13 protein-coding genes, 1 pseudogene and 1 riboswitch are annotated in these 19296 nt (G+C 70.6%); of the genes and pseudogenes, 8 read left to right on the top strand and 6 right to left on the bottom strand.

Annotated features, from left to right (window positions below):
* Positions 1 to 29 precede the first annotated feature (29 nt).
* Entirely contained in the window at positions 30 to 3182 is a 3153-nt protein-coding gene (locus JGR64_RS01865) for a multidrug efflux RND transporter permease subunit (protein ID WP_199374840.1), read from the bottom strand.
* A 6-nt stretch (positions 3183 to 3188) separates the two neighbouring features.
* Positions 3189 to 4430, bottom strand: coding sequence for an efflux RND transporter periplasmic adaptor subunit (locus JGR64_RS01860; RefSeq protein WP_199374839.1), 1242 nt, complete (start codon positions 4428 to 4430; stop codon positions 3189 to 3191).
* Positions 4431 to 4601: 171 nt separating this feature from the next.
* Between JGR64_RS01860 and JGR64_RS01855 the strand changes: the two genes are divergently transcribed.
* Both JGR64_RS01855 and JGR64_RS01850 read left to right on the top strand, forming a co-directional pair.
* Complete coding sequence (locus tag JGR64_RS01855) at positions 4602 to 5810, top strand: efflux RND transporter periplasmic adaptor subunit (RefSeq protein ID WP_199374838.1); 1209 nt, start codon at positions 4602 to 4604, stop codon at positions 5808 to 5810.
* A gap of 1 nt (position 5811) precedes the next feature.
* A complete protein-coding gene (locus JGR64_RS01850) occupies positions 5812 to 8982 on the top strand; it encodes an efflux RND transporter permease subunit (RefSeq protein WP_199374837.1) in 3171 nt (1056 codons plus the stop codon).
* A gap of 15 nt (positions 8983 to 8997) precedes the next feature.
* Here JGR64_RS01850 and bioD read toward each other — a convergent pair whose 3' ends face one another.
* The gene (bioD, locus tag JGR64_RS01845; protein WP_199374836.1) at positions 8998 to 9702 is read right to left on the bottom strand and encodes a dethiobiotin synthase; all 705 of its coding nucleotides are present in this window, start codon (positions 9700 to 9702) and stop codon (positions 8998 to 9000) included.
* Between bioD and JGR64_RS01840 the strand changes: the two genes are divergently transcribed.
* The 3 genes from JGR64_RS01840 to btuB all read left to right on the top strand — a co-directional run bounded on the left by JGR64_RS01840 (position 9701) and on the right by btuB (position 12759).
* Complete coding sequence (locus tag JGR64_RS01840) at positions 9701 to 10186, top strand: GAF domain-containing protein (RefSeq protein ID WP_199374835.1); 486 nt, start codon at positions 9701 to 9703, stop codon at positions 10184 to 10186. The genes bioD and JGR64_RS01840 overlap by 2 nt on opposite strands.
* Positions 10183 to 10527 (top strand): TfoX/Sxy family protein, encoded by a 345-nt coding sequence (locus tag JGR64_RS01835; protein WP_199374834.1) that lies wholly within the window; start codon positions 10183 to 10185, stop codon positions 10525 to 10527. Before JGR64_RS01840 ends, JGR64_RS01835 begins: the two co-directional genes overlap by 4 nt.
* Positions 10526 to 10763: riboswitch (cobalamin riboswitch) on the top strand. (Overlaps the previous gene by 2 nt.)
* Positions 10764 to 10884: 121 nt before the next feature.
* Positions 10885 to 12759 carry a TonB-dependent vitamin B12 receptor gene (gene btuB, locus JGR64_RS01830; RefSeq protein ID WP_199374833.1) on the top strand — a complete coding sequence of 625 codons (1875 nt, stop codon included), beginning with the start codon at positions 10885 to 10887 and terminating at the stop codon, positions 12757 to 12759.
* A 24-nt stretch (positions 12760 to 12783) separates the two neighbouring features.
* Here the strand turns inward: btuB and gph are convergent, their stop codons facing one another.
* Genes gph through JGR64_RS01815 form a run of 3 tightly spaced genes read right to left on the bottom strand, consistent with a single transcriptional unit; the run spans position 12784 to position 15459 of the window.
* A complete protein-coding gene (gene gph / locus JGR64_RS01825) occupies positions 12784 to 13440 on the bottom strand; it encodes a phosphoglycolate phosphatase (protein WP_199374832.1) in 657 nt (218 codons plus the stop codon).
* A gap of 43 nt (positions 13441 to 13483) precedes the next feature.
* A complete protein-coding gene (locus JGR64_RS01820) occupies positions 13484 to 14770 on the bottom strand; it encodes a HAMP domain-containing sensor histidine kinase (protein ID WP_199374831.1) in 1287 nt (428 codons plus the stop codon).
* The gene (locus tag JGR64_RS01815; RefSeq protein ID WP_199374830.1) at positions 14767 to 15459 is read right to left on the bottom strand and encodes a response regulator transcription factor; all 693 of its coding nucleotides are present in this window, start codon (positions 15457 to 15459) and stop codon (positions 14767 to 14769) included. The genes JGR64_RS01820 and JGR64_RS01815 overlap by 4 nt, the downstream gene beginning before the upstream one ends.
* Before the next feature lie 106 nt (positions 15460 to 15565).
* On the opposite strand from JGR64_RS01815, the gene JGR64_RS01810 reads away from it, so the two are divergent.
* The 3 genes and pseudogenes from JGR64_RS01810 to JGR64_RS01800 all read left to right on the top strand — a co-directional run bounded on the left by JGR64_RS01810 (position 15566) and on the right by JGR64_RS01800 (position 19295).
* Positions 15566 to 17260 carry a glycosyltransferase family 39 protein gene (locus JGR64_RS01810; protein WP_343225145.1) on the top strand — a complete coding sequence of 565 codons (1695 nt, stop codon included), beginning with the start codon at positions 15566 to 15568 and terminating at the stop codon, positions 17258 to 17260.
* Between the two features lie 191 nt (positions 17261 to 17451).
* Positions 17452 to 17637: pseudogene (locus JGR64_RS13820) on the top strand (hypothetical protein); the annotation flags it as partial.
* A complete protein-coding gene (locus JGR64_RS01800) occupies positions 17634 to 19295 on the top strand; it encodes a phosphoethanolamine--lipid A transferase (protein WP_234446978.1) in 1662 nt (553 codons plus the stop codon). The pseudogene JGR64_RS13820 and the gene JGR64_RS01800, both read left to right, overlap by 4 nt.
* Position 19296 lies beyond the last annotated feature (1 nt).

The raw sequence follows: 19296 nt of genomic DNA, 5'->3' as shown, positions 1-19296 counted from the left end.
ATCGCCTGCAGTCTTCGCTGCGCGGCGGTTTATTGCTGCTGCTGTCCTTTCCCGAGCCCCGGCAGCGGCTCGTCCATCTTGTCGCCCAGCACGCGGCGCACGCTGACGAAGAACACCGGGATCAGCAGCAGCCCGAGGAACGTCGCGAACAACATGCCGCCGATGACGCCTGTGCCCAGCGCATGGCGCGCATTGGCGCCGGCGCCGCTCGACAGCGCCAGCGGCGTCACGCCCATGATGAACGCGAACGACGTCATCAGGATCGGGCGGAAGCGCAGCCGCGCGGCCTCGACCACCGCCTCGCGCAGGGTCTTGCCGTGGGCGCGTTCCATCACGGCGAACTCCACGATCAGGATCGCGTTTTTCGCCGCCAGCCCGATCACCGTCACCATGCCGATCTTGAAGAAGATGTCGTTCGACAGGCCCGGGCGCAGCATGGTGAACACCACCGCGCCGAGGATGCCGAGCGGCACCACCAGCAGCACCGCCACCGGGATCGACCAGCTCTCGTACAGCGCCGCAAGGCACAGGAACACCACCACGACCGACAGCACCAGCAGCAGGGTCGCGGTGTTGCCGGCGATAATCTCCTGGTAGGACATGCCCGCCCAGTCGTAGCCGAAGCCGGCGGGCAACTCGTTGTCGACGATGCCTTCCATCGTCGCCATCGCCTCGCCGGAGCTGTGCCCGGGGGCCTGCGAGCCGACGATGTTCACCGCCGAGTAGCCGTTGTAGCGGGTCAGCGACGGCGTGTTGGTGCCCCAGTTGGCGTCCACCACGTTGGACAGCGGGATCATGGTGCGCGTGCCGTCCGCGGCGGCCGGGCCGGGCGTGTAGAAGCGCGCGAGCGACGCGGGATCCTTGCGGTACTCGGCATCGGCGCGCATGTTGACGCGCTTGATGCGGCCTTCGGAGAAGAAGTCGTTGACGTACACCGGCGCCAGCATCAGCTGGATCGCGCCGTAGATGTCGTTCACCGACAGGCCCATCGCCTGCGCCTGCACGCGGTCGACCTTGAGCTTCAGCTGCGGCGCGTCCTCGAGCGTGTTGGGGCGCACGCCGACCAGCGCCGGGTTCTGCGCGGCCGCACCGAGCAGCTGGTTGCGCGCCTGGGTGAGGGCCTCGCGCCCCATGCCGGCGCGGTCCTGCAGGTACATGTCGAAGCCGCCGAACTGCCCCAGCCCCTGCACCGTGGGCAGGTTGACCACGAAGATGCCGGCGTCGCGCACGCCGTACAGCGCCTTGTTGGCGGCCTGGATGAAGTCCTGCACGGTGCCGTCGCGGTCGCTCCAGTCCTTGAGCTTGATGAAGGCCATGCCGACGTTCTCGCCCTGGCCGACGAAGCTGAAACCGGCGACCTGCATCATCGACTGGTAGCCGTCGACCTGCTCGAGCGTGGAGCGCACCTCTTCGAACACCGCCTGCGTTCGCTGCAGGGTGGAACCGGGCGGCAGCTGCACGATCGCCAGCGCGTAGCCCTGGTCTTCCTCGGGGAGGAAGCTGCCCGGCAGGCGCGTGAACAGCAGGCCGCAGAGCACGGTCAACGCCACGAACACGATCATCCAGCGCGGCGCATGGCGCACCGCGCCGCCGATGTGGCGCACATAGGTGCCACTGATGCGCTCGTAGTACTTGTTGAAGGTGCGGTACACGACGTTCTGGCGCTTGGGCGCATCCGCGTCATGCTGCTTGAGGAAGCTCGCGCACAGCGCCGGCGTGAAGCCGAGCGCGAGGAACGCCGAGAAGCCCATCGCCACCGCGATGGTGATCGCGAACTGCTTGTAGATCTCGCCGGACGCGCCGCCCTGCAGCGCGCTGGGGATGAACACCGCCGCCAGCACCACGGTGATCGCGACCACCGCGCCGGTGATCTGGTCCATGGCCTTGATGGTCGCCTCGCGCGGCGGCAGGTGCTCCTCGGCCATGATGCGTTCGACGTTCTCGATCACCACGATCGCGTCGTCCACCACGATGCCGATCGCCAGCACCATCGCGAACAGCGTCAGCTGGTTGATGGTGAAGCCGATCAGGCTCAGGCCGAGGAACGTGCCCAGCAGCGCCACCGGGATCACCAGCGTCGGGATGATGGTCGCGCGCAGGTTCTGCAGGAAGATCAGCATCACCAGGAACACCAGCACCATCGCCTCCATGAGGCTCTTCACCACTTCCTGGATGGAGATGGTGACGAAGGTGGTGCTGTCGAACGGGCTGAACCATTCCACGCCCTGCGGGAAGCTGGGCGCCAGCTGGTCCATGCGCGCGGTCACGGCTTCGGCCACGGTCAGCGCGTTGGCGCCGGGCAGCAGCTGGATCGCGAACGCGCCGGTCGGCTGGCCGTTGAAGCGGGTGTCGAAGCCGAAGCCGGCCGCGCCGACCTCGATCCGCGCCACGTCCTTCAGGCGCACCGTGCTGCCCTCGTCATCGGCGCGCAGGATGATGTCGCCGAACTGCGCGGGCGAACTGAAGCGGCCTTCGGCCGACACCGTCGCGGTGAAGCCCTGCCCCTTGGGCGCGGGGTCGGAGCCGATGGAGCCGGCCGCGAACTGCACGTTCTGGCCGCGCACCGCGGCCAGCACCTGGGTGGCCGACAGCCCGTAGCCCTGCAGCTTGTCCGGGTTGAGCCAAATGTTCATGGCGTACTCGGAGCCGAACTGCTGGGTGCTGCCGACGCCGGGCACGCGCGCGATCTGCTCGAGCACGCGCGAGCCGATCAGGTCGTTGAGCGCATTGCGGTCGATCGACGGGGTCTGCGAGCGCAGGCCCACCACCATCAGGAAGCCGGCGTTGGCCTTGGCCACCACGACGCCCTGCTGGGTGACTTCGGTGGGCAGTCGCGGCGTGGCCAGCGACACCTTGTTCTGCACCTGCACCTGGGCGATGTCGGCGTCGGTGCCGGTCTGGAAGGTCAGCGTGACGCTGGCGCGGCCGGACGAACTCGAGCTGGAGCTGAAATACAGCAGGTTGTCGATGCCGGTCAGCTGCTGCTCGATCACCTGGGTGACCGCGCGCTCGGTGGTCTGCGCATCGGCACCGGGATAGCTGGCCGAGACCGTGACCTGCGGCGGCGCCACGTTCGGGTACGACTCGACACCCATGTTCAGCAGCGCGATCACGCCGGACAGCGAGATCAGGATGGAGATGACCCAGGCGAAGACCGGATGGTCGATGAAGAAACGGGGCATCGGAGGTCAGCCTTCGTCGGCCGCGGGGGCCGCAGCGGCCGGCTCCGCCGCATCCGTGGCATCAGGATCATCTGCGGGCGCGGCGGCATCGGCGGGCGCGGCGGCGGGTGCCGTTCCCGGTGCCGCAGCGGGCGCCGCACCCGGCGCGGCGGCGGGCTGCCACGGCGCGGCCTTGGCCGGCTTGCCGGGGATCGCACGCTGCAGGCCGGACACCACCACGCGGTCACCCGCGGCCAGGCCGCTGCTGATGATCCAGCGACCCGCATCGGCGCGGTCGGTCACCACGTCCTTGCGCACCACCGTGTCGTCGGCGCCCACCACCAGCACGTAGCCGCCGGCGGCGTCGCGCTGTACCGCCGCCTGCGGCACGGCGAACACGCCCTGCTGCACGCCGAGCGTCGCCACCAGGGTCACGTACGCCCCCGGCAGCAGCCGGCGCTCGGGATTGGGCAGCGTGGCGCGCAGCGACACCGCGCCGGTCTGCGGATCCACCACGTCGCCGGAGAAGTCGAGCGTGCCGGGATGGTCGTACACCACGCCGTCGGCCAGCAGCACCTGCACCGACACCGGGCCGCTGCGGTCGAGCTGCATGCGGCGGACCTCGTCGAGCTCCGACACGCCCATGGTGAAGTTGACGTACAGCGGGTCGACCTGGTCGATGGTGGTCAGCAGGGTCGCGGCACCCTGCCCGACCAGTGCGCCCTCGGTGACCTGCTGCTTGCCGGCGCGGCCGGAGATCGGCGCGCGCACGGTGGCATAGCCGAGATTGATGTTGGCGCTCTCCACCGCCGACTGCGCCGCCTGCACCGCGGCATTCGCGCTGCGCTCGGCGGCCTGCGCGTTGTCGAGGTCGGACTGCGAGATGAACTTCTCCGGTGCCAGCCGGCGCGCGCGCTCGGCGGTGGCGCGGGCGTTGGCCTGGCTGGCACGGGCCTGGGCCAGCGCGGCCTGCGCCTCGCCGGCGGCCGCGCGCAGCGGCGCCGGGTCGATGACGAACAGCACGTCGCCTTCCGCCACGTCGCTGCCTTCCTCGTACACGCGCCGCTGCACCACGCCGGGGACGCGGGCGCGCACGTCGGCGCTGCGGAACGCGGCCAGGCGGCCGACCAGCTCCTTGCGCAACGGCAGGTCCTGCGGCTGCACGGTCACCACGCCCAGTTCGGGCGGTGGCGGTGCCTGCTGCTGCTCCTCCCCTCCGCACGCCACCAATGCCGCGAGAAGAACCGGGATCAGGGCGATGCGGCGCATGGGACGTCCTTGGGCACGGGGGATTCTTGAACTGGCAAGTATGGCATTGCCTGCCGGCGGCAAACGTGCCTGAAGTCAGGGACCCCGCCTCGCGGGCGATGCCGGCGCGCGCACTTGTACGGGGGTGCCAGGGAGTTCAGGATTTCCCTTCCCCGCGGCAGAGGACTCCCCATGGCCACGTCCCGCCCCGCCCGCGAACCCTCTGCGCGCCGGCGCATGGTCTGGATGTTGCTGCTTACCGCGCTGGTGTTCGGCGGCGTGTTCGGTGCCAAGGCGGTGCTGAATGCCGGAATGAACCGGTTCTTTGACGACATGCCGCAGCCCCCGGTCGCGGTGACCGCGTTCGAGGCCAGGCAGGAACGATGGAGCGACAGCGAGGAGGCGGTCGGCACCTTCATCGCGGTCAATGGCACCGACGTCACCACCGAGGCCGGCGGCGTGGTGAAGGCGATCGAGTTCGAGGCCGGGCAGCCGGTGAAGGCCGGCGCCGTGCTGGTGCGCCTGAACACCGAGGGCGAACTGGCCGCGCTGCGCTCGCTCGACGCCGCCGCGAAGCTCGCCGTGGTCCAGCGCGACCGCTGGCGCGAACTGGGACGCGACCGCCTGGTGTCGAAGGCCGAGGTCGACCAGCGCGCCGCGGATGCCGCCAGCACCGTGGCCCAGGCCGACGCGCAGCGCGCGCTGATCGCGCAGAAGGTGATCCGCGCGCCGTTCGACGGCATGCTCGGCATCCGCCGCGTCAACCTCGGGCAGTTCGTCAATCCCGGCGACCCGATCGTCAGCCTGCAGTCGCTGGACCCGATCTATCTCGACTTCACCCTGCCCGAGCAGCGCATGGGCGCTGTTCTGCCGGGGACCGCGGTGCGGGCCACGGTCGACGCGCTGCCGGGGCAGACGTTCGAGGGCCGGATCACCGCCGTCGAGCCCGGCGCCGATGCCAGCACGCGCAACTTCCGCGTGCAGGCCACGTTCGAAAACCCCGGACGCAACCTGCGCCCCGGCACGTTCGCCCGCGTCGGCTTCGATGTCGGCGGCGTGCGCGACGTGGTGGTGATCCCGCAGACCGCGGTGAGCTTCAACCCCTACGGCAACGCCGTGTACGTGATCCAGGAGGCGCCGGCGGATGCCGAGGCCGACGCCGCCGCGAAGGCGGCCGCCGCCGAAAGCGGCCAGCCCGCGGGTCCGCGCCTGGTGGTCAAGCAGCGCTTCATCCGCACCGGCGCCACGCGCGGCGACCTGGTGGCGGTGACCGAAGGGCTGGCGCCGGGGGATCGCGTCGTCACCAGCGGCCTGCTGCGATTGCGCAACGACGCGATGGTGACCATCAACGACAAGGTGCAACCGACCGCCGAGGCCGACCCCACGCCCGAGAACCGCTGAGATGACGTTCACCGACATCTTCGTCAACAAGCCGGTGCTGGCCACGGTGGTCAGCCTGTTCATCCTGCTGCTCGGCCTGCGCGCGTTCTCCGAACTCAACGTGCGCCAGTATCCCGAGCTGCAGAATGCGGTGGTCACCGTCAGCACCACCTACTTCGGCGCCGACGCCGATCTCATCCAGGGCTTCATCACCACGCCGCTCGAGCGCGAGGTCGCCAGCGCCGAAGGCATCGACTACCTGGTGTCGAGCAGCGCAGCGGGCGCGAGCACCATCCAGGCCTACATCCGCCTCGACGCCGACGCCAACGAGGCGCTGACCCAGATCGCGGCCAAGGTGAACAAGCTGCGCGGCCAGCTGCCGGAGGAGTCGGAGGACCCGGTGATCGACCTGCAGCAGGGCCAGCAGGTGGCGGCGATGTACGTGTCGTTCGCCAGCGACCGCCTCAGCGACAACCAGATCACCGACTACCTGACCCGCGCCGTCGAGCCGCGCATCGCCACCATCGAAGGCGTGCAGCGCGCCGACATCTACGGCTCCGGCGCCTTCGCCATGCGCGTGTGGCTGAAGCCCGACCGCATGACCGCGCTGCAGGTGACGGCCAGCGACGTGCAGGCCGCGCTGCGCTCGAACAACGTGCTCTCCGCACTGGGCTCCACCAAGGGGCAGATGGTCAGCATCGACCTCACCGCGCGCACCGACCTGCGCACGCCGGAGGAATTCCGCGCGCTGGTGGTGCGCGAGGAGGGCGATGCGATCGTGCGCCTGGGCGACGTGGCCGATGTCGAACTCGGCTCCGAGAACTACGGCTCCTCGGTGCGTATCAACGGCGATGCGGCCACCTTCATGGGCATCTTCGTCTCGCCCGACGCCAACTCGCTCGACGTGATCGCCGAGGTGCGCCGCGTGTGGGACGAGGAGATCATCCCGCAGCTGCCCGAGGGCATCGAGGGCACCATCCCCTACGACAGCACCGAGGCGATCCAGGACGCGATCAACGAGGTCATCACCACCATCGTGGAAGCGATCGTCATCGTGATCGTGGTGATCTTCCTGTTCCTCGGCTCGTTGCGCAGCGTGCTGATCCCGGCGGTAACGGTGCCGCTGTCGCTGGTCGGCGCGCTGTTCCTGATGCTGCTGATGGGCTTCACCATCAACCTCCTGACGTTGCTGGCGATGGTGCTGGCGATCGGCATCGTGGTGGACGACGCGATCATCGTGCTCGAGAACATCCACCGCCACATCGAGGAGGGCATGGCGCCGAAGGACGCCGCGCTCAAGGGTGCGCGCGAGCTGGCCTGGCCGGTGGTGGCGATGACCACCACGCTGGTCGCCGTGTACCTGCCGATCGGCTTCCAGGGCGGCCTGACCGGCGTGCTGTTCACCGAGTTCGCGTTCACGCTCGCTGGCGCGGTGCTGCTGTCGGGCGTGATCGCGCTGACGCTCACGCCGATGATGTGCGCGAAGATCCTCAAGCCGCACGGCGCGGGCGGCAAGGGCCGGCTCGAGTCGTGGCTGGACACCCGCTTCGAGCGCCTGCGCCACGGCTACCAGCGGCGCCTGCACGGCGCACTGGCTACCAGGGGCGTGATCGCGGTGTTCGGCGCGATCGTGCTGGTGTCCTGCGTGCTGCTGTACGTGGTGGCGCCCAAGGAGCCGGCGCCGGTCGAGGACGAGGGTTTCATCTTCGCCATCGGCAGTGCAGACGCCTACACCACGCTCGACTACGTGGAGCGCTACACCGAAGAGATGACGGCGATGGCACGCGATGTGCCGGAAGTCGGCGACTTCTTCCTGTTCAACGGCGGCTTCGGTGGCGGCGGCGGGGCCAGCAACAGCGCCATCGCGGGCTTCGTCCTCAAGCCCTGGAGCCAGCGCGAGCGCTCGACCAACCAGGTGCTGCAGCAGGACCTGCAGCCGAAGCTTGCCAGCGTCACCGGCCTCAACACCTTCGCCGTCATCCCGCCCTCGCTGCCGAGCGCGGGTGGCGACGGCGGCGGTGAATTCCTGGTGTCGGGCATCGGTTCGCTGGAGCAGCTGAAGGAGTTGGCCGATGCCATCGTCGAGCGTGCCAACGCGAGTCGCCGCTTCATCTTCCTCGACACCGACCTGAAGATCGACAAGCCGCGCATCGAGGTGCACATCGACCGCGACAAGGCCGCCACGCTCGGCATCGACATGCGCACCCTGGCCGCGGACATGTCGGCGATGCTGGCAGGCGCCTACGTGAATCGTTTCGCGATGGCGAACCGCTCATACCGTGTGATCCCGCAGGTGCAGCGCAGCGACCGCCTCAATGCCGAACAGCTGGGCAACTACTACACGCGCACCCGCGACGGCCGGCTGATCCCGCTGTCGACCATCGTCACGCTCAAGGAGAGCACGCAGCCGCAGTCGTTGAAGCGGTTCCAGCAGCTGAACTCGGTGGGCATCACCTTCGCGCCGCGCCCCGGCGTGAGCAAGGGCGAGGCGCTGCGCGTGCTCGAGGACGCCGCGGCCGAGGTGCTGCCGCAGGGCTACAGCGTCGACTTCGCCGGCGAGTCGCGCCAGTTCAAGCAGGAGGGCGCCACGATGCTGGTGACGCTGGCGTTCGCGCTGATCGTGATCTTCCTCGTGCTGTCGGCGCAGTTCGAGAGCTTCCGCGACGCGCTGATCATGCTGATCACCGTGCCGATGGCGATCTGCGGTGCGCTGCTGGTGCTCAACGTGCTGGCGATGGTGGCGGGCATCCTGCAGTTCTCGGGCATCGAGGCCTTCCCCGGGATGAGCATCAACATCTACACCCAGGTGGGCCTGGTCACGCTGGTCGGCGTGATCTCCAAGCACGGCATCCTGATCGTCGAGTTCGCCAACAAGCTGCAGGCCGAGCGCGGCCTGTCGAAGCGCGAGGCGATCGAGGAGGCCACGGCCATCCGCCTGCGCCCGGTGCTGATGACCACCGCCGCGCTGGTGTTCGCGATGATCCCGCTGCTGATCGCCAGCGGCCCGGGCGCGTCGGCGCGGTTTTCCATGGGCGTGGTGATCGCCGCGGGCATGACCATCGGGACCACGTTCACCCTGTTCGTGCTGCCGGCGTTCTACCTGTACCTGGCGCGCGACCACCGCGCAGGCGCTGCCGCGCAACCCGATGCGGCGGGCGACGCGGGCATGCAGCCGCTGCCGCATGAGGCCTGATGCAGGCGCCGCGGGTCAGTCGCCGGCGACGGCGGCGGCCGCGGCGTGCAGGCTGCCCGCCAACACGCCCGGGTCCGGCACCGCGCCAGCGTGCGGCACCACCCCCAGGCACGGCACGGGCAGCGCGTCGCGCAGCAGGTCGAGATAGTCGTCGCCGCGGGCGAACCCGGGATCCACGGCGCAACCCACCCAGCCGAGCAGCCTGCAGCCGTCGCCGATGATTGTCCGGGCGCTCAGCCGCGCATGGCTGAGGCAGCCCAGGCGCAGCCCGACCACCAGCAGCACCGGCAGCTGCAGCGCGCGCGCGAGGTCGGCATGCTCGATGCCGTCCGCCAGCGGCGAGAGCCAGCCACCGGCGCCCTCCACGACCACCACGTCGGCCTCCGCCGCGAGCCGCGCGTAGGCCGCCACGATCGGCGGCAACGCGACCCCGACCCCCGCCGCGCGTGCCGCCAGCTGTGGTGCGGTCGGCTCGGGCAGCGCCCACGGGTTCACGTCGGCGTAGGCCGCGGGCGGGTCGCTGGCGGCCTGGAGGACCAGCGCATCCTCGTTGCGCAGGCCGTGCGGTGTTGCATCGCAGCCGGCGGCCACCGGCTTCATGCCGCGTACGCGCAGCCCGCGGGCACGCAGCGCATGCATCAGCGCGACGCTGGCAACGCTCTTTCCCACGCCGGTGTCGGTGCCGGTCACCAGCACACGGCGCGCTACACTCGCTGTCATGTTCACCTCGCAGATTCTAAGCGGCGACAAGCCGGAGCAGTACGCGCAGCTCGTCGCGCAGGCACGCGCACTGCTGGCCGGCGAACGCGACCGCATCGCCAATGCCGCCAACCTCTCGGCGCTGGTCTACCACGCGCTGCCGGACCTCAACTGGGTCGGGTTCTACTTCTTCGACGGCACGGAACTGGTGGTCGGTCCGTTCCAGGGGCAGCCGGCCTGCGTGCGCATTCCGCTCGACCGCGGCGTGTGCGGCGCCGCGGCGCGCACTGCGCTCACCCAGCGCGTCGACGACGTCGAGGCCTTCCCCGGCCATATCGCCTGCGACGCCGCATCACGCTCGGAGCTGGTGGTGCCGCTGTTCCACGACGGCGCGCTGGTCGGGGTGTTCGACCTCGACAGTCCGGTTCCCGGCCGGTTTGACGTTACTGACCAGAGGGGACTCGAGGAGATCGCCGCCGTGTATCTGGAAACCATGGGGCAATGAGCGCGCCACCGCCGCTCAAGATGCGCAACATAGGCCCGAAGTCGGCCGCGTGGCTGCGCCAGGTCGGGCTGCGCACTCCCGAGGACCTGATCGCCGCCGGGCCGCTGGACGCCTTCATGCGCATCAAGCGCGCCGGCTTCAAGCCCAGCCTCAACCTGCTGTATTCGCTCGAGGGCGCGCTGTGCGACTGCCACTGGCAGGACGTGCCGGATGCGCGCCGCGTGGAGCTGGTGGCGGCCGCCGAAGAGGCGATCGCGCAGCTGCCTGCGCCGCGCAACCGCCCGCCGGCGGGGCCGGTGACCACCACGGTGATGCAGGACGACGACGGCGCGATGCCGTAGACTGCGCGCACTTTCTGGTGACCCGCGGGGCTTCCCCCAACGGTTGAAACGGGAAGCCGGTGACCTTCCGCCCGCCACCAAGGCGTGCGAAGCACTCCGGCGCTGCCCCCGCAACGGTAAGCGTGGAACACCCCGGCAAACCGCCACTGTGCATCGCACGGGAAGGCGCCGGGGCTGGAGCGGCTGCATCGCTCCGCCCGCAAGCCCGGAGACCGGCCCGAAAGACGACTGGTTGTGACGCGGAGGGCGTTGCGGCGGCAGTGCGCCGTGCCTCGCCACGTCTCCTTCCGTCCCCGCTCCCTGCCCGCAACCTCCACGACACTGTCGCGCGGGCGTGCGCGACGCATGGAGACACGCATGAAACCGCAGTACCGGATCTCGACCCTTGCCGTTGCCCTGGCCCTGTCACCCGCGGCCTTCGCCGCCGGCGCCATCCAGTCCACCGACCTCGACACCATCGTGGTCACCGCCACCCGTACCGCGATCAACGCCGAGGACAGCAACGTGCCGGTGCAGGTGCTCGACCGCGCCGCCATCGAGCGCAGCCAGGCGACCTCCCTCCAGGAACTGCTGCGCGGCCGCGCCGGCATCAACCTCGCCAATCAGGGTGGCCCCGGCAAGCTGTCGTCGCTGTTCGTGCGCGGAACGGAATCCGACCACGTGCTGGTGCTGGTGGACGGCGTGCGCATCGGCTCGGCCTCGGCCGGCATGGCGTCGTTCCAGGACCTGCCGCTCGACCAGATCGACCGCGTGGAAATCGTGCGCGGCCCACGGTCCAGCCTGTACGGCTCCGAAGCCATCGGCGGGGTAATCCAGGTGTTCACTCGCCGCGCCGGCGCCGGCACGCGCAGCAACCTCAGCCTTGGCATCGGCAGCAACCACCTGCGCCAGGCCAGCGCCGGCATCGGCCATACCGGCGAACGCGGCTGGTTCCAGGCGCAGGGCGCGTGGCAGCGGACCGACGGCATCGACTCCTGCCGCGGCACCGCCGCCGGCTGGGGCGCGGGCTGCTATGCCGACGAACCCGACCGCGACGGCTACCGCAACGCATCGCTGAGCGTGCGTGGCGGCGGCACCCTCGGCGAGACCGTGGAGCTGGAAGGCCACGCGCTGGTCGCCGACGCCTTCAACGAATACGACGGCACCGTGTTCGGCGGCAACGAGGCCGACAACCGCCAGCAGGTGTTCGGTGCCCGCCTCGGCTGGCGCCCGGACGCGCGCACCGACGTCAACGTGCGAGTCGGCCGCGCCGAGGACCTGGCCGAGAGCCACTTCTTCGACCACGCCACCGATACCCGCAGCTTCGCCAGCACCTTCGAAACCCGTCGCGACACCGCGTCGGTGCAGGGCGACCTCAGCGTGGCCGAAACGCACCTCGTCAGCGCCGGCGTCGACTGGATGCGCGACCGCGTGACCGGCAGCACCGGCTTCACCGTCGACAGCCGCGACAACGCGGGCCTGTTCCTCGCCTACCAGGGCGGGAGCGGCGCGCACAGCTACGAAGCGAGCCTGCGCCACGACGACAACCAGCAGTTCGGTGGCCACGCCACCGGCAGCGTCGGCTACGGCCTGAAGTTCGCCAACGGCATGCGCTTCACCGCCAGCGCCGGCACGGGCTTCAAGGTGCCGACCTTCAACGACCTGTACTACCCCGGTGGCTGGGGCAACCCGGACCTGGAGCCCGAGGAATCGCGGACGGTGAACCTCGGGCTGGCGCAGTTCGGCGAGGGCTGGAACTGGACCGTCAACGCGTTCCAGACCGACATCGAGGAGCTGATCGGCTACGACACGGCGTTTGCCCTGGTGAACGTCGACGAGGCACGCATCCGCGGCGCCGAGCTGACCGGCTTCATGTCGCTGGCCGGCTGGGACCTCAACGCCGAGCTGAGCCACATCGACCCGCGCAACCGCAGTGTCGGAAGCAACCACGGCAACCTGCTGCCGCGCCGCTCGCGCAACACCGCGCGCGTCGACATCGACCGCGCGCTGGGCGCGTTCCGCATCGGCATGAGCGGCTTCGGCAACGGCGCGCGCTACGACGATGCCGCCAACAGCGCGCGCCTCGGCGGCTACGGCACCCTCGACCTGCGCCTGGAATACGCGATCAGCAGCGAGTGGACGCTGCAGGCGCGGGTGGCCAACGTGTTCGACCGCGAATACGAAACGATCGCCTGGTTCAACCAGCCGGGGCGGGAATACGGGCTGACGCTGCGCTACCAGCAGCGGCCCTGACCGCGGGTTGCCGCGGGGTTGCCGTCAGCCGCGGAGCGCGAGCAACCCCTCCAGACCATCCAGAACCGCCACCGCGCCCGCGCGCTCCAGGTCGAAGTCGCGCGGGTAGCCGTGGCGCAGCAGCACCAGGTCCATGCCGGCGGCCTGCGCGGCGCCGGCATCGGCCTCGGAGTCGCCGACCATCAGGCATTCGTCCACACGCCGGCCGTGCTGCGCGGCCAGGTGCAGCAGCGGCAGTGCGTGCGGCTTGCGCTCGGCAAGCGTGTCGCCGCCGACGATGCCGTCGAAGCGGTGGGCGATGCCCATCGCCTCGAGCAGCGGACCCACGTAGCGCTCGGGCTTGTTGGTGCAGATCGCCATGGCCACGCCATCGGCGTGCAGTGCGTCAAGCGTCTCCACGGTGCCGGGATACAGGCGCGCCTGCAGCAGCAGGCAGTCGCCGTAATGGCGCATCAGCCGCGGCAGCACCTCATCCACCGGCGTGCGGCTGGCGACATGCTGCAGCGCGCTCTCCATCAGCACGCGCGTGCCGAGGCCGATCCAGCTGCGCACCATAGCTTCCGGCTGGCGCGGATGGCCGAGCTCGTCGAGCGTGCGGTTGACCGCTTCGGCGATGTCGGCGGCGCTGTCGACCAGCGTGCCATCGAGGTCGAACAGCACCAGGGGCCAGGCGAATTGCATGTCGCGCACCTCGCCGGTTGGGGGGCCGACGCAGCACCGAAGCCTACACCGCGCCGGACGGCACCCGTGACGCGCCCAGATCCAGGCGGGCGGTGGTGCCCTCGCCGGGGCGCGAATCGATCGCGAGGCCCCAGCCCAGGTGCGCGCACAGCCGGGTGATCAGGTCGAGGCCGATGCCGCCGCCATCGCGCGTGCCGCCACGCGCGGCGCGCGCGTACACGGCACTGATTTCCTCCGGCGACATGCCCTGCCCGGGATCGTCGATCTCGACCACCGCGTCCGCCCGCAGCCGGATGTGGATCACGCCGCCACCGCTGTTCTCGATGGCATTGCGCAACAGGTTGCCGATCGCCGCCTGCACCACCGGAGCCGGGGCCAGCAGCTCGCACGGCGGCGCCTCCACGAGCACCAGCTGCAGGCCCTTGGCCAGGGCCATGGGCCGGTGGTCCTCGACGATTTCCGGAAGCAGCTCGCCGAGCGCGATGCGGTCGTTGGCCCGCGCCAGCCGCGCCGGCTCCTTGGCCAGCACCAGCAGCAGCGACACCAGCCGCTCCATGTCGCGGGTGGTGCGGTGGATGCGCTGCAGCTTCTCCAGCGCCTTGGGCGGCACGCCCGGCTGCGCCGACGCAAGCTCCGCCGCGCCGGCGATCACCGCGATCGGCGTGCGCAGTTCGTGGCTGGCGCTGTCAATGAACGCGCGCTCGCGCTCGACGAACTCGGCGTTGCGCGCGAGGTAACCGTTGACCGCGTCGGCGATCACCACCAGCTCGCTGGTCGCCTCGTCCGGCACCGTGACCCGTGCTTCCGCGCGCCCCGGGCTCAAGCGGGCGATCTGTCCGGCAAGGTCGGCCAGCGGCCGCACCAGCCGACCCGCGCCCCACGCCGCGAACACCCCCAGCAGCATCGCCACCAGCAGCGCGGAGGCCAGCATGCTCATTCCCAGCTCGCGCTCGCGCCGCTCCAGGTCGGTGATGTTCAGCGCAAGCGCCAGCCGCCTGCCGCCGATGTCACGCACCATCAGCACGTGGTCGACACCATCGAGCTTCACCTCGTCGTGCACGCCGGGCTCCAGTGCCGCCAGCTCCGTGGGCAGCGGCCTGGCCGGCGCTTCGTACAGGGACAGCGTGTCGGTGTCGTTCCAGCGATAACCCGGATCGCCGCTGCGGGCGATGAGGTGATCGAACTCCGCCTCCAGCAGTGATTCCCAGACCAGTGCTTCGGCGCGCTCGTTGACGACCAGCCCGTGCGCCAGCACCGTCAGTGACAGCAGCAGGACGTAGCCGACCAGCGACCAGGTCAGGCGACTGCGCAGGCTGCTGCGCGCCGTCATCCGTCACCACCTTCTGCCGGCAGCTCGGCGATGCGATAGCCGACGCGCGGCAGGGTATGGATCAGCTTGCGCTCGAACGGTTCGTCGACGCTGCGCCGCAGCTCGTAGACGTGCGAACGCAGCATGTCGCCATCGGGCGGATCGTCACCCCAGAGCGCGTGCTCCAGGCGGTCCCGGGTCACCGCCGCGGGGCTGGCGCGCATCAGCACTTCCAGCAGCTTGCGGCAGGCCGGGTAGAGGTGCAGCACGCGGCCACCGCGCGTGGCCTCCAGCGTGGCAAGGTCCAGCTTGAGGTCGGCGACCTCGAGCACGCGCCTGCGCCCGCGGCCGGTGGCACGCGCCACCAGTGCCTCGAGGCGCACCTCGAGTTCCGGCAGCGCGAACGGCTTGGTCAGGTAGTCGTCGGCACCGGCGCGGAAGCCGATGATCTTGTCGGGCAGTTCGTCGCGCGCGGTCAGCATCAGCACCGGCACGTCGCTGCCGTCCTCGCGCAGGCGGCGCAGCACTTCCGGCCCGTCGAGGCGCGGCAGCATCCAGTCGAGGACGATGGCGTCGTATGCGTGGTGCCCGGCCAGGTGCAGCCCGGTGGGGCCATCGGGCGCCGCGTCAAGCATGTGGCCGCGGGCTTCGAAATAGTCGAAGAGATTGGCGACCAGGTTGCGGTTGTCCTCCACGACCAGCAGGTGCATGCAGAGCTCCGGAAATCAGGCGAGGCTGCGCGCCGCGACGTCGGAGCGGCGTCGGAACGCCGCGATTCCGACGATTCTCCCACGTGTCGGCGGTAGCATCCGCGGCATGCCGCCATTGCCTCCCGCCCCAAGACACGCGCGCACCTGGCTCCTGGCCCTGCTGATCCTGCTCGCGCTCGGCGCGGGAATCGGCCTGCGCGATCCATCGCCCCCGGACGAGCCGCGGTTCGCGCTGGCGGCACGCGCCATGGTGGACAGCGGCGACTGGCTGGTGCCGCGCCGCGGCCACGAAGCCTACGCCGAGAAGCCCCCGGTATTCATGTGGATGCAGGCCGCCAGCTGGACCGTCGTCCGCGACTGGCGCGTGGCGTTCCTGCTGCCGTCGCTGCTCGCGGCACTGGCGACGCTGGCGCTGGTACATGCCGCCGCCGGGCGGCTTTGGTCGCGGCGGCACGCGCCGTGGGCAATGGGCGCGCTGTTCGTGTGCCTGCAGTTCGGCCTGCAGGCCAAGCGCGCGCAGATCGACATGGTGCTGGTGGCGCTGACCACGCTGTCGCTGTGCGCCCTGCTGCGCCACCTGCTGGCAGGCCGCGACCGGAGGTGGCTGGCAGTCGCCATGTTCGCCGCGGGACTGGGCACGGTGACCAAGGGCGTGGGCTTCCTGCCGCTGCTGGTGCTGCTGCCGTGGCTGGGGGTCCGGCGGCGCCAGACGCATCTCCCTACCAGGCGCGTCGCGGGTGATGCCGCGCTCGCGCTTGCCGCGTTCGCCGCCGGGGCGGCGGTGTGGCTGGCACCGCTCGGCCTCGCGCTGCTGCGCAACCCGGATCCGGCGCTGCAGGCCTACGCGCACGAGCTGCTCTTCCGCCAGACCGGCGAGCGCTACGTCAACGCCTGGCACCACGTGCAGCCGCCCTGGTACTACGCGCAGACCATCGCCACGCTGTGGCTGCCGGGCGCCCTGCTGCTGCCTTGGCTGCTGCCGGCGTGGTGGCGGCGCCTGCGCCGCGGCGATCCGCGCTACGTGCTGCTGCTGGGCTGGGCGGCGCTGGTGCTGCTGTTCTTTTCGCTGAGCCCCGGCAAGCGCGAGGTGTATGTGTTCCCGGCGCTGCCGGCGCTGTGCCTGGCCGCGGCACCGCTGCTGCCGGCGCTGCTGCGCCGCGCCGGCGTGCGCCGGCTGCTGTGCGGCTGGCTGCTGCTGGTCGGTGCGTTGTGCCTGGGCGCCGCGACGAGCGGCCTGGCGGACGCCGCCTGGGCCGCGCGCCTCGCCGCATCGCGTGGCATCGAACCCGCGGACATGCGCACGCTGCTGTGGGCGCTCGGTGTGCTCGGCGCCGGTGCCTGGGTGCTGGCCGCGGTCTTCCGCGGGCGACGCATCGCGCTCGCGCTCGTCCTGTTCACGGCGATGGTATGGATGACGTACGGGCTGGCGCTCGCGCCGGCGCTGGACGCCTCGAGCTCGGGTCGCGCGCTGATGCAGCGGGTGGACACGCGGATTGGCGCGGACGGCGAACTCGGCGCCGTGGCATGGCGGGAACAGCATCTCCTGCAGGCCAGGCGCCCGATGACCGAGTTCGGGTTCAAACGTCCCTGGCACCTGCAGTGGCGCGACGCCGCGGCGTGGGCCGCCCAGGCCCCCGAACGGCGCTGGCTGTGGCTGCCAGACGAAGCACTCAACCCTTGCGTGGACCGTGGCCGGGCCCTGCGCATGGGCCGCGCCAGCCGCCAGGACTGGTGGCTGGTAGCGGGCACGGACATCGACCCGCACTGCCAGGCGCCACCGTTCGCCCGGGATGGCGATTAACGAAGCCCGAACTTAACTCCCACGCCTCTCCGACAAGCGCGCCGCGATCATCGTCGCAATTCACATTGATGCCAGCGATGCGCCCCGACTTCCTCACCATGCCGACGCCCGTGAGCAGCGCGTACGCCAGCCGCGCTCCGGGCGGCTGGGCGCTCCTGCCGTGGGCGGTCGTTCCGGCGTTGCTTGCGATCGTCGCGCCGAGCGGCCGCCGCACCGGGCTCGCCATCGGCGTGGCGATCGGCCTGGTCTTCGGCATCGACCAGCAGCTGCGCGGTGCCCACTTCCTGTCGCACGACCTGTGGTCGTTGGCCCTCTGCTGGGCCGTCGCCGTGACCGTGGCCGCACTGTGGCCCACGCCGGCGGAGCGGGTGGCGTGAGCGTTGTCGCACTGCCGCTGCGCCGCAGCCACGACGTACTTGGCCGGCTGCGCACCTGGCGGCCCCTGATCACGGTGGAATCGCTGGCGCTGTGGGCCAGCCTGTACTTCGTGCTGGCGTGCAACGGGCCGTTCTGGCATGCGGTGTTCGCGACCGGGGCGCTGGCCGGCGCATCCGGCGCGCTCGCGGCGGCGTGCCTGCTGGTGCTGGTGTTCGCGCTGCAGGCCTTCCTGTTCTGCGTGCTGCTGCATGGCCCGCTGGCGAAGCCGGTGCTCGCGCTGCTGCTGCTGGCGGGCGCCGCGGCCAACCACTACGCGCGCACGTACGGCATCTATTTCGACACCGACATGGTGCGCAACGTGCTGCATACCGACGCCCGCGAGGCGGGCGAGCTGCTGGCCTGGGGCCTGCTGCCGTCGTTGGCGCTGCATGCCGGGCTGCCACTCCTGGTGCTGTCGCGCATCCGGCTGCGCCGCCGCACGCCCGCGCGTGCCGGCTTGACCCGCCTGGGCTGGCTGCTGGCGCTGGCGCTGGTTGCCGCCGGCAGCGCGCTCGGCGGGTTCCAGGACCTCTCGGCACTGATGCGCAACAACCGCGAGCTGCGGCACCTGATCACGCCCGGCAACCTGGTCGTCGCGGCGGCGACCATCGCCCGTGGCGATGGCGCCATGCAGGGCCCGCGCCGCGTGCTCGGCGGCGACGCCGTGCTTGCCGCCCGCCCGCCCGAAGCGCGGCCGCGCCTGCTGGTGCTGGTGATTGGCGAGACCGTGCGCGCGCAGAACTGGGGATTGAACGGCTACGCGCGGCAGACCACGCCGCGGCTGGCCGCGTCCGACGCGATCAATTTCGCCGACGTCGACGCCTGCGGCACCAGCACCGAAGTCTCGCTGCCGTGCATGTTTTCGCCGGACGGTCGCGACGGTTACGACAAGGCGCGCCTGGCGAATTCGGAATCGCTGCTGCATGTGCTCGAACACGCCGGCGTGCACAGCACCTGGCGCGACAACCAGTCCGGCTGCAAGGGCGTCTGCACCGGCCTGGCCTACGAGTCGATGCATGACACGGCCGCGGCGACCTGCGGCGCGCACGAATGTCATGACGAGGTCCTGCTGGATGGTCTCGATGCGGCCATCGATCGCTGGCCCGACGACCAGGTGATCGTGCTGCACCAGGTTGGCAACCACGGCCCCGCCTATCACCGCCGCGCGCCGGAGCGCCTGCGGCGCTTCACGCCGACCTGCGACACCGACGACCTCGGCCTTTGCAGCCGCGACCAGGTGGTGAACAGCTACGACAACGCGGTGCTCGCCACCGACGACCTGCTGGCGGACACCATCGCGCTGCTGGCCCGCCGCGACGATCGCGACAGCGCACTGCTGTATGTCTCCGACCACGGTGAATCGCTGGGCGAGAACGGCCTCTACCTGCACGGCCTGCCGTACGCCATCGCACCCGACACGCAGAAGAAGGTGCCGATGCTGGCGTGGCTGTCGCCGGGCATGGCGGTGGCGCGCCACCTGGACCACGCTTGCCTGCGCCGGCGGGCCCATTCACCGGCCAGCCACGACGACCTGTTCCATTCTGTGCTCGGATTGCTCGAGGTGCGCACCGCGCTCTACGATCGCCGCCATGACGTGTTCTCGGAGTGCGTCGCATGAA

The sequence above is a fragment of the Luteimonas sp. MC1572 genome (assembly GCF_016615815.1).
Taxonomy (GTDB): Bacteria; Pseudomonadota; Gammaproteobacteria; order Xanthomonadales; family Xanthomonadaceae; genus Luteimonas.
This window is presented reverse-complemented; position numbering and strand designations above follow the sequence as displayed.